Source organism: Stenotrophomonas sp. HMSC10F07 (assembly GCF_001807895.1).
GTDB lineage: Bacteria > Pseudomonadota > Gammaproteobacteria > Xanthomonadales > Xanthomonadaceae > Stenotrophomonas > Stenotrophomonas sepilia.
The window spans coordinates 60,356-71,413 of record NZ_KV791341.1 but is presented as its reverse complement, the minus strand read 5'-3'; the positions used below and the strand labels follow the sequence as shown (position 1 = coordinate 71,413).

Annotated in this window: 7 protein-coding genes; all 7 read right to left on the bottom strand. The window is 66.4% G+C overall.

Translation table 11 applies throughout. The annotated features are described in order from the left end of the window. Nucleotides 1–1,195 (bottom strand): sugar porter family MFS transporter (locus tag HMPREF3114_RS03930; protein ID WP_256337628.1); only part of this gene is annotated, 1,195 nt, incomplete at its 3' end. Between the two features lie 31 nt (nt 1,196–1,226). Continuing rightward, nucleotides 1,227–2,561, bottom strand: coding sequence for a xylose isomerase (gene xylA, locus HMPREF3114_RS03925; RefSeq protein ID WP_053496576.1), 1,335 nt, complete (start codon nt 2,559–2,561; stop codon nt 1,227–1,229). A gap of 43 nt (nt 2,562–2,604) precedes the next feature. After that, on the bottom strand, nt 2,605–4,098 hold the full coding sequence (gene xylB / locus HMPREF3114_RS03920) for a xylulokinase (protein WP_070489171.1): 1,494 nt from the start codon (nt 4,096–4,098) through the stop codon (nt 2,605–2,607). Nucleotides 4,099–4,263: 165 nt separating this feature from the next. Next, nucleotides 4,264–5,796 (bottom strand): tryptophan halogenase family protein, encoded by a 1,533-nt coding sequence (locus HMPREF3114_RS03915; protein ID WP_053496693.1) that lies wholly within the window; start codon nt 5,794–5,796, stop codon nt 4,264–4,266. 11 nt (nt 5,797–5,807) lie between these two features. Further along, the gene (locus tag HMPREF3114_RS03910) at nt 5,808–6,830 is read right to left on the bottom strand and encodes a cupin-like domain-containing protein (RefSeq protein ID WP_080375027.1); all 1,023 of its coding nucleotides are present in this window, start codon (nt 6,828–6,830) and stop codon (nt 5,808–5,810) included. A 3-nt stretch (nt 6,831–6,833) separates the two neighbouring features. Continuing rightward, nucleotides 6,834–7,592, bottom strand: a complete 759-nt coding sequence (locus tag HMPREF3114_RS03905; RefSeq protein ID WP_053496691.1) for a SapC family protein — start codon at nt 7,590–7,592, stop codon at nt 6,834–6,836. A 130-nt stretch (nt 7,593–7,722) separates the two neighbouring features. Next, nucleotides 7,723–10,851 (bottom strand): TonB-dependent receptor, encoded by a 3,129-nt coding sequence (locus HMPREF3114_RS03900; protein WP_053496574.1) that lies wholly within the window; start codon nt 10,849–10,851, stop codon nt 7,723–7,725. Nucleotides 10,852–11,058: the final 207 nt, after the last annotated feature.

Here is an 11,058-nt window from a genome sequence, read left to right as displayed (position 1 = left end):
GGAACATCTCGCCCAGCATCACCCACATCACCGGCCCCCAGGACAGATTGAAGAACACGACGTAGGCATTGGCCGCCACCAGCGCCAGCGTGCCCATGCGGCCGGGCAGCTGCAGATGCCCGTCGGCCAGCGAACCGCTGGCAAACGCCACCACCACCAGTGCAAGCGACAGCGACATCCCGGCCGAGCCGAACCACAGCAGGGGCTTGCGGCCGATCCGGTCAATCAGCAGCACGGTGACCACGCAGGCGCCGATGCTCAGTGCGCCGGACAGCACGTTGATCAGCAGCGCATCGTTCTCGGAAAAGCCGACCGCCTGCCACAGCACGGCGCCGTAATAGAACACCACGTTGATGCCGACCAGCTGCTGGAAGCAGGCCAGCCCGACGCCGACCCACACGATCGGGCGGATCCGCCCGGTCAGCGTGCTCTTCAGGTCCGACAGTCGCGGGCGATGATGGTCGTTGGACAGCGAGGCATCGATCTCCTCGAGCGTGGCCCTGGCCTTGTCGCTGCCCAGCAGCCGGGTCAGTACCCGCAGGGCGTCGTCTTTGCGTCGTTTCACCACCAGGTAGCGCGGGCTCTCCGGAATGGTCAGCAACAACAGCAGGAACACCAGCGATGGCGCGGCCTGCATCCAGAACATCCAGCGCCAGGCGGCCTGCCCGCCCCACAGCGGTTCGGTCGACGCGCCCGCTGCGGCCGCCAGCAGGTAGTTGGACAGGAACGCGGCGGTGAGGCCGGTGATGATCGCGATCTGCTGCACGGTAGCCAGGCGTCCGCGGTAACGGGCCGGAGCGACCTCGGCAATGTAGGCCGGCGAGATCACGCTGGCCGCGCCGACCGCGAATCCACCCACCACCCGCGCGGCAATGAACCAGGCCGACGAGACCGCCGCCCCGGCACCGAGTGCCGACAGCAGGAACATCACTGCCGACAGGATCAGCACGTTGCGGCGGCCCAGGCGATCGGCCAGCCGGCCTGCACTGAACGCGCCCACCGCACAGCCCAGCAGCATCGACGCGATCTCGAACCCCTGCATCCATTCACCGGACCGGAACGCCTGGTGCAGGCCATCCTGGGTACCGTTGATCACGCCGCTGTCGAAGCCGAACAGAAAACCGCCAATCGTCGCCACCACGCTGATCAGTACGATCAGCCGCGTGTTCTCACCGCTGCCCGCTGCCTGGTTCATCCCCATCCCCTTGAGTGCACCGTAGCCGCGCTCAGCGCAGCAGGTACTGGTTGAGCAGGTTTTCGTAACGCTCCTGCTTGCCGCTGGCCTGGCGCGGTTCGCCGAGGCGGGCGGCCAGTGCCGCAAGGTCCGGCAGGCTGAGCGTGCCACGCTCGAAATCCTGGCCGGCGCCGGAATCGAAGCTCGCGTAGCGCTGCGCACGCCATTGCTCCCACGGCGACTCGGTCAGCAATGCATGGGCAACCTCCAGTCCGCGTGCGAACGCATCCATGCCGCCGATATGGGCAATGAACAGATCCTCCAGGTCGGTCGACTCACGGCGCACCTTCGCATCGAAGTTCAACCCGCCCTCCAGCCCGCCCTGACGCAGCACGACCAGCATTGCGCCCACGGTGTCGTACAGATCGCTGGGGAACTGGTCGGTGTCCCAACCGTTCTGTGCGTTGCCGCGGTTGGCATCGATGCTGCCGAGCAGGCCATGATCGGACGCGACCTGCAGGTCGTGCTCGAAGGTATGGCCGGACAACGTGGCGTGGTTGGCCTCGATGTTGAGCTTGAAGTCCTTGTCCAGCCCGTGTTCCTTCAGGAAGCCCACCACCGTGGCACTGTCGAAGTCGTACTGGTGCTTCATCGGCTCCATCGGCTTGGGCTCGATCAGGAAGTTGCCCTTCAGCCCGATGCTGCGGCCATAGTCGCGTGCCATGGTCAGGAAGCGCGCGAAATGCTCGATCTCCCGCTTCATCTGGGTATTGGCCAGCGACGCATAGCCTTCGCGCCCGCCCCAGAACACGTAGTGCTCGCCGCCGAGTTCGACCGTGGCCTCCAGGGCGGCCTTGACCTGTACGGCTGCACGCGCGACCACCGCGAAGTCGGGATTGGTCGATGCGCCGTTCATGTAGCGCGGGTGCGAGAACAGGTTGGCCGTGCCCCACAGCAGCTTGACGCCGGTGGCCTCCTGGCGCGCCTTGGCCAGGCCCACCATATGCGAGAGGTTTTTCTGGTACTGGGCGATGTCGTCGGCATCCGGCGCCAGGTCGATATCGTGGAAGCACCAGTACGGCACCCCCAGCTTGGTGAAGAACTCGAACGCCGCGTCCACCTTTGCTTCGGCCGTGGCCAGTGGCGAGGCGGCCTCCCACGGGAACTGCCGGGTGCCCGGGCCGAACGGATCGTGCCCGGCATTGCAGAAGGTGTGCCAGTAGCACACAGCGAAGCGCAGATGCTCCTGCATGGTCTTGCCACCGATGACCCGGCTGGCATCGTAGACCTTGAAGGCAAGCGGATTGTCCGAGCCCTTGCCCTCGAACGGAATGCGGCCGACGCCGGGGAAGTATTCCTTGGCGCCGATGAAGGGCTGCGTGCTCATGGTGCGTGCTCCTGTCGTTGTGCGGGATGTCGTGGAGGAGCCATCAGCCGCGCTGCAGTGGCGTGATGGCATCAAGATGGCTGAGGAAGCGTGCGTAGGCCCGTGCATAGGCATCGCTGTGGTCCGGATCCGGGCGTGCGGAGCGCGCGGGATCGACGGTGACGTGGCGCGCGGTGATGTCGCTGATCGAGGTGGCGTCTCCCTGCGCCCGGGCGAGCGCCCACAGCGCCTGCAGTGCCGCACCAAACGCCGCGCCTTCGGCCTGCATCGGGACCTCCACCGGCAGGCCGAACACATCGGCCACCAGCTGACGCCAGGCAGCGCTGTTGCTGCCACCGCCGGTGAGCACGATGCGATCGAACTGCATGCCCGCGCGGACGAAGGCGTCGTAGCCGTACTTCAGGCTGTAGGTCGCGCCCTCCATGGCGGCGCGGTAGACATGCGCCGGGGTGAAATTGGCGGTATCCAGGCCAGCCAGCACACCCTTGCCGAGCGGCAGGTCAGGGGTACGTTCGCCATTGAGGAACGGCAGCATCACCAGGCCCCCTGCCCCCGGCGGCGTTGCGCGAAGATGCGCGTCGCCGTCGCGGCTGCTGAAACCGAAGGCGCTGGCCACGCGTTCGGTGGCCACGGTGCAGTTCATGGTGCAGATCAGCGGCAGCCAGCCCCCCGTGGACGAGCAGAACGCCGCCCACGCGCCATCCGGATCGATCACCGGCGAGCCGGAATACGCAAACAGCGTTCCGGAGGTTCCCAGGCTCATCGCCAGCCGCCCTTCCGTGACGCAGCCGGTGCCGATCGCCGCCATCATGTTGTCGCCGCCGCCAACGGCCACCTTCACCGCCGCTGCAAGCCCGAGCGCGGCCGCGGCCTTCGGCGCGATATCGAACAGGGCATCGGGCGCAGCGATCGGCGGCAGGCAGGCAGCAAGATCACGATCAGGATCGGTTGCGCGCAGCAGTTCCTGCGACCATGTGCGTGTGCGCACGTCCAGCCAGCCGGTGCCGGACGCATCGCCAAGCTCGCAGAACCGCTGCCCGGTCAACACGAAATTCAGGTAGTCGTGTGGCAGCAGGATGGTCGCCAGCCGCGCATAGACGTCGGCACGATGGGTCCGGGTCCAGGGCAGCTTGGAGGCCGTGTAGCCGGCCAGGATCGGATTGCCCGCCAGCGCGATGGTCCGCTGGAACCCGCCCACGGCCTCCATGATCTGGATGCATTCGACCGAGGTGCTGGTGTCGCACCACAGCTTGGCCGGCGCCAGTACCTGGCCATCATCGCCAACTGGCACGAACCCATGCTGCTGGCCCGATGCCGCCAGCGCAACGATGCGTGCGCGCAGCGAGGGATCGATCCGGGCAAAGCAGTCGCGCAGGGCCGACACCCAGTCGGCCGGCGCCTGTTCGCGGCTGCCGTCGGCACCGCTGTCCAGCGCGAGCGGTGCGCTGGCCGAGGCCACCACCGCCTGCTTCCGCGGGTCATAGACCAGCACCTTCAGGCTCTGCGTCCCTGCATCGATCCCTGCAACCAGACCCATCGAAACCGCCTCCGATCAACAAAAAGGTAGCGCTAACATTCCGTGGACTCAAAAAGGGGGCGTGGTGTCCGGCCCCCTCGTTGCCACCGCGCGCGTCATCGCCAGCGGTGTTGCCGCACTGTAACCAGCTGCAGCGGAAAAAGCGTGCTGCAACGCAAAAGCCTGCTACGCGCTTGCTGCCGTCGAACGCCACACGTCCACGCCGGACCTGCAGTACTGCGCGATGAACTCCGCCTGCGCCGGCATCTGCGCGGCGGCCTGCTGCACAGGCCGTTGGATGCCCTTCAACAAGGTGCGCAGATCGGCATCACCCACGGCCTGCGCCAGCGGGTGCGCAGGACCGGGCGCGATGCCCTGCCCGAGCAGCACGCTGGTCCAGGATTCGACGCGGAACAGCTCGCCGGGGTCCTGCCACGCATGCGCACGCTCGCGCCACGCCTGCAGCCGCTGCTGCAGGGACTCGGGCACGCGCATCTCGCGACAGGCCTTCCACATCGGTTCGCTGCGCTGCGTGGCGTGGTAGTGCAGGATGATGAAGTCGCGCACGTGCTCCATTTCCTGGCGGCTGACATCGTTGTACAGCTGCACCAGCGACGCACTGATGCCGTCGAACGGGAACAGTTGGATCAGGCGCACTACCGCGCTGATCGTCAGATGGATGCTGGTCGACTCCAGCGGTTCGATGAAGCCGCTGGCCAGCCCGAGCGACACCACGTTCCTGTTCCAGGCCTTCAGCCGGCGTCCACTGCGGAACGGCACCTTCCATGGATCGCGCAAGGGTGGAGCCCCGGCATCGCGCAGCAGTTTCGCGGCGGCCTCGTCATCGGACAGATGGCGGCTGTCATACACCAGCCCGCAGCCAACGCGGTGCTGCAGCGCGATGTGCCAGCGCCACCCCGCCTCGTGGGCGATCGCCCGGGTATAGGGCACCGGCGGCGCCACCGCTTCGGTCTGCACCGCCACGGCCCGGTCGCACGGCAGCCATTCGTGCCAGTCCTCGTAGCCGGTGCCCAGTGCCTGCTCGATCAGCAGGCCGCGGAAGCCGGTGCAGTCGATGAACAGATCGCCCTCGATCACCTGGCCGTCGTCCAGCACCAGCGCCTGCACCGACCCGTCGTGCGCGTGCTGCCTGACCTGGGCGATCCGGCCTTCGATCCGGCGCAGGCCGTGGGCCTCGGCCCTACCGCGCAGGAACCGCGCATACAGCCCGGCATCGAAGTGATACGCATAGCTGGCCTGCGGCTGGGTGTGCAGCGAGAAGCGGTCGCCACGAGAGGCGATGCTCTCCAGGCAGAAGTCGCCCAGGTCCGAGGGCATGCCGCGGCGCAGGCTGTCCAGCCAGAAGTGATGGAAGGGGGCCGCCCAGGTGCCATGGCCGATGGTGCCGAACGGATGGAAGAAGCGATCGCCCGGCAGGCGCCAGTTCTCGAACGAGATCGACAGCTTGAAGGTGCCGGCCACCGCGCGCAGGAACTCCTGCTCGTCGATCTGCAGGAAGCGGTGGAAGGTGCGGATCGGCGGCACAGTGGACTCACCGACACCGACCGTGCCGATCTGCTCAGACTCGACCAGCGTGATCTCCAGCTGGTCACGGAACTGGTGCGCAAGCGCGCAGCCGGCCAGCCAACCCGCCGTACCGCCACCGGCAATGACCACCTTGCGGATGCGCCCTGAAGGCGTGCTCTGGGTATCCAACATGGTGCCCTCACTCAACGGTTGAGCCTGCCCAGCAGCATCGCGCGCATGCGGCGGGCGCGCTGCTCGTCAAACGGTGCCAGATCCCCTCGCGCGGCGTCAGGCAGGTGCTGCCCCGCGCGCTCGCCAGGGCCGAATGCGTAGTAGCGGAAGAGCCCTTCCCAGGCCTGCTTTTCGCGCGCCGGCAGATCACGCACGGCCCACATCGCGTGGTGCAGCGCCGCCAGCGCGGATCCCAGCCAGGCCGGTGAGCTTCGCCACCAGTAGTTCACCAGCACGTTGAACGGTTCCAGGCTGCGTACATGGTGCCACCACATGCTGGGAATGAAGATCGCATCGCCGGGCCCAAGCACCGCACTGCGCGCGTGCGCCAGCGCCTCGCGGAAACGTGGATGCCGATCGAAGTCAGGCTGTTCGAAGTCCACCACGCTGACCACCTGTCCGCCCGGCGTGGGATCGAGCGGGCCCGGATAGAGGTTGTCGATCTGGGCGGGCGGGAACAGGGTGAACTCGCGCTGCCCCACCGCGCAGCAGGCGAGGTTGTCGGGTGTGTCGAAATGGCACGAGGCCGTCACCCGGTTGCCGATCCAGATGCTGGCGGTGGCGTCGATGCCCTGCTTGGCCAGACCGGCATCGTTGGCCTGCGCGAATGCCGGCAGCAGTGCCCGCGCGATCGGCAGCGAGGCCACGTAGTAGGTTGGCGGTTGCGGTGCATGCAGCGTCATGGCGATCTCTTCCAGCACCTGGGCCAGCACGCCGCGTCGCACTTCGAAGTTCAACCGGGTGAAGTCCGCGCTGTAGAACGGGCGCCCCCCGATCTCGGGGCCGCCGAACGAGTACTGGATGGGCGCACCCGCATCGACGCTGCACAGGTACGCCATTGCGTCCTGGACCCCGCCCAGTCCGGCCTGGACCAGCGGCCAACCGCTGGCGATGCCGCGCAGTACAACCGGCTCACCGGCCTCCACCAGGTCAGCCAATGGCAAGGCGGCAGGATCGATGCCTTCCAGGATCCCCATCGGCAGGCGGGCGTGCACCGGTCAGTTCCTGGCCGCCTGCGCGGTGCCGTCCTGCACGCGGAGGCGGCGCTGCTTCTCGGCGATCAGGCGGCGCATGTTATGCAGCGAGGCAAGCATCAGGTATGCACCTTCCAGGTAACCGGCGCGGTTCAACGCAGCCAGGCGCGGACTGTCCAGCGCCGCCAGGCGCTCGCGGTCGATGCCGTGCAATCCGCTCACGCTCACCCGGTGGTGCGGCGCGATCTGCACGTCGAGCGTGACCGGCTGGATGAGGCCGCAGTCGTCGAGCATCGTGAACATACCGGCCGCGAAGGCACTGCCCTCGTGGATGCCGCGCAGCACCCCGGCGATGTGGTCCAGGTAAGGGGTGTTGCCGCCCTGCGGCAGGAACAGCGGCTCACCGACGCCGGCGGTGACGCGCGGATGGTCCAGGTCCACGTGCATCACCGCATCCTGGGTGAGCAGGCCATCCACGTAGTGCTCCTGGAAGCCGATCAGGAACGGCCCTTTGGCGGCCGCGCCAGGCAGGTAGGAGGCATTCCAGCGCCCGTCCAGCAGGAACAGGTTCTCGTGTTGTTCGAAACCCAGCAGGGCCACGGACTGCCACGCTCCCGTCCCGGCTTCCCTGCGCAGGAAGATCGGATACTCACGCTGCAGTTCGGCGAACTCGCTGGGATAGGCCGGCACCATGCCCACGGCATCGCCGAACTGCGGCCCGAATCCGGTGGCGACCTTCAGGTCCCGATGCGCGATGTTGTTGAGCATTTCATAGCGGGCCATCAGGGTATCCAGTCCAGTGCGGGGTGGCTGGCCGGCAGCGTAGCGCAGGCGCGACAGGTGCGGCGACACCGTCCCGGCACGGCACCGCTGGCGGGCAGCGGTGCCGTGCCGGACGCATCGGCAACCAGGCTCAGAACTTGTAGCGTACGCCCAGCATGTAGCGCGGGCTCTGGTCTGCCAGCTTGACGATCATCTGCGACGTGCGCGAGCGCCACCGCACATCCTCGCCGGTCAGGTTGATCGCCTCCAGGCTGAAGGACCAGTGGTCATCCAGCGCGTAGTTGACGCTGAGATCCCACTGCTCGTACGGCTCCACATAGTAAGGATTGCGGCTGGAGCCCTGGTTGGCCAGGATCAGGTACTGGTCGCGCCAGTTCCATGCCAGGCGCACCGACCACCCGTACTTCTCGTACATCAGCATGGCGTTGGCGGTATCGCTCAGGCCGGTGAGCGAGAACTGGTCGATGCCAGGGTCACCGCCATTGTTGTAGCCGACATCGCCTTTGACCACGGTGTAGTTGGCCAGCACGCCGAAGCCGGTGTCGCCGAAGAAGTACTGTCCGCCCAGCTCCCAGCCATGCAGCTTGGATTTGTTCTGGTTGATCGGGCGATTGACGTTGAACTGGTACAGCGGGTCGTTGGGCTGCCCATACAGATCGTAGGCCGCTTCGGTGGCCAGCACCTGCGCATCAGTGCCGTTGTAGGCGCCCAGGCCGGCAGGATTGTTGCGCAGCAATGCCAGTGCGGTGAACAGCGAGGTGTCGTTGGCCGAGCAGGCAGCGGCATTGGCCGGCCCGACCTGAGCGACGCAGGCGCCGCTGGTCAGGAAGTCCAACGCCGCCCGCGCATCCGGCCCGGAGGTCGGGTCGGTGAGGCCGTACAGGCTTTCCTGCACGACGGTGTTGCCGATGAAGTTGCTGACCGACTTGTTCCAGTAGGTCAATGACACATAGCTGGCGTCGGCGAAGTACCACTCCAGCCCCAGGTCGAGGTTGTCCGATTCCAGCGGCTTCAGGCTCGGGTTCTGCGAGTTGCCGCTGGCGCGCGACGAGGGATCGATCAGCACCGAGCCGAACGGCTGCTGGGCCCCGGGTCCCGCATAGAGATTGCCATACGGCGCGCGGGCGATGCTTTTGCCGAACGAAACGCGGCCCTTCAGCTCCTCGGTGAGGTCGATGCTGAAATCAAGGTTGGGCAGGATGTAGCTGTAGCGCGCCTTCTCCGTGAAGGGCTGCTGCTCATCGGACAGCACGATGCGGAAATCGTTGTTGGCCTGCCACTCGATGGACTCGGGGACGGCAATGACCGAGGTCGACACCACGTCAGTGGTTTCATAGCGCACGCCCAGGCGGGTGTTGGTGCGCATGCCACCCAGCTCCCCGTCCAGCTCCACCTGGAAGTACGCCGCCTTGGTCTTCTCTTCCACGAAGTTGTCGGCCGCGCGTTGCGGGTTCACACCCAGGCCGACGCCGTACTCGCGCGATGCCCATTGCGCGAGCTGCCCGGCATTGCCGCGCCAGGCGGGCCAGCTGTTGGCACTGTAGTCGTCGAACAGGCCGACGATGCTGACCGGCTGCAGCAGGTCCATCAGGCCTGCGGCGGTATCCCGGTCCACGTTGGCCACGCCCCAGTCGCCCAAGGTCGAGTAGGCCTCGGCGGCCTGGATGCGGTGGGTGGTGGACTTGTTGGTGTCCACGCCGAACTGGAAGCGCCCGTGGTCGAAGTTCCATTCGCCATCGACGCGCGCCTGCTTGATCTCGCTGATCTGGGTCTGCGCGTTGACGCGCAGCACCTGCGTGCCGACCTCGCCTTCCTGGAAGCCCGGATTGACCACGCCATTGGTCCCGGCGAGCGCATCGGCGGTGCTGGGATACCAGACCTGGGTGCCAACCGGCAGGCCATTGTTGAAGTTCAACTCCTGCACCCAGGAGCCACCGCAATGCGGGCCACGGGTGCAGTTGTTGGTGCCGGCGATGCTCATGAAGATCGAACCACCGCCGGTGAGCGGGTCATTCGGGCGGCTCTCGTTCTTCGAGTTGTGCGCATCGAAGCTGAGCTTGAAGCGGTCGCTGACATTCCAGACGGCATTGAAGCCCAGCGAACCCAGCTTGTACTCCTGCATGCTGCGCTGCTGTTCCAGGCCGAAATCCTTGGTGCCGGCGATTTCACGGATGTATACCGGCGTCGCGACGGCGCCACTGGTGTCGAACTCGACGTTGGTGTAGTTGCTGTTCTGCAACCACATGCCCTGCTCGCCGCGATTCTCGGTGATCTCGTTGGTCGAGTAGGTGTAATCCACGGTCAGGGTCAGGCTGTCCGTCGGTGCGAACTGCAGCACGGCCTGGCCGTTGACGCGTTCGCGCTCGAATTCGGAGAACGCGTAGCGCAGGTCGTTGGGCCGCGCGTAAAGCTGGCCGACGGCCGGGGCATTGACCACGTTCGGATTGCCCGGCATCGACCCTGTCCACGGCTGCACGTTCCAGTAGTTCTCCGTGGCCTGCACCGAGCCACCCTTGCGCTTCTGCTGGCTCGCGCTGAGGCTGACGCCAAAGGTCTTTTCCGGATTGCTGTAGCTGAAGATGCCCGACAGCTCCGGTGTCAGGTCATTGTCGAACGGCTGGCTCTGGTCGGACACCAGCTTCGCCCCGGCGTTGGCCACGATGCCGGCGTGATCGAGCGGGCGCGAGGTCAGGATGTTGATCGTCGCACCGATGCCACCGCTGGGCACCTGTGCCTGGCTGGTCTTGTAGACCTCGATACCATTGATGGCCTCGGCGGCCAGCTGCGCGAAATTGAAGGCGCGGGTGCCGCCGTCGACACCGCCGATGGCGACCTGTCCAGAGGCACCGAATGCATCGGCACCCGGCATCTGCCGACCATTGAGCGTGACCATGTTGAACTGCGGACCGAAGCCACGCGCGGTCACCTGCGCACCCTCGCCGTCACGGCGCTCGATGGAGATGCCGGTGATGCGCTGCAACGATTCGGCAAGATTGGTATCGGGGAACTTGCCGATGTCCTCAGCGCTGATCGCGTCGACCACGCCCGCCGAGTCGCGCTTGATGTCCATGGCCTGGCTCAGGCTGTTGCGTATGCCCGTGACCTGCACTGCATCGAGCTGGGTGGGCTGCGACTGGCTCTGCGGCTGCTGCCCGGTCGCCGGTGCTGCGTCCTGCGCAAAGGCAGGATTGATGACCAGGGCGCCACCCACGAAGGTGAACATGGCCCGGGACCGGAACTTCGCCAATGCGCGGCTCATGAACCGGACCTCGGGGCCAGGGTGCCGCGGAAACTGCAAGTGCTCATGAAAGTCCCCTCTGACATACGATCGAATGGATGTACCGCCCCCTCCCAGGGGCACGCACGGGCGTGGCCCGCATTCCAAACCGAACAGCACGGGTGCTCAGGCACGCCGCGACTTACACTTGCTTTTCAAGCCTGCCAGGACAAACACGCGGCAAAGAAG

What these genes read in the sequence shown, in the direction of transcription:
- xylA (WP_053496576.1), bottom strand. Translation starts at nt 2,561, where the DNA reads ATGAGCACGCAGCCCTTCATCGGCGCCAAGGAATACTTCCCCGGCGTC.
- xylB (WP_070489171.1), bottom strand. Translation starts at nt 4,098, where the DNA reads ATGGGTCTGGTTGCAGGGATCGATGCAGGGACGCAGAGCCTGAAGGTG.
- HMPREF3114_RS03915 (WP_053496693.1), bottom strand. Translation starts at nt 5,796, where the DNA reads ATGTTGGATACCCAGAGCACGCCTTCAGGGCGCATCCGCAAGGTGGTC.
- HMPREF3114_RS03905 (WP_053496691.1), bottom strand. Translation starts at nt 7,592, where the DNA reads ATGGCCCGCTATGAAATGCTCAACAACATCGCGCATCGGGACCTGAAG.
- HMPREF3114_RS03900 (WP_053496574.1), bottom strand. Translation starts at nt 10,851, where the DNA reads ATGAGCCGCGCATTGGCGAAGTTCCGGTCCCGGGCCATGTTCACCTTC.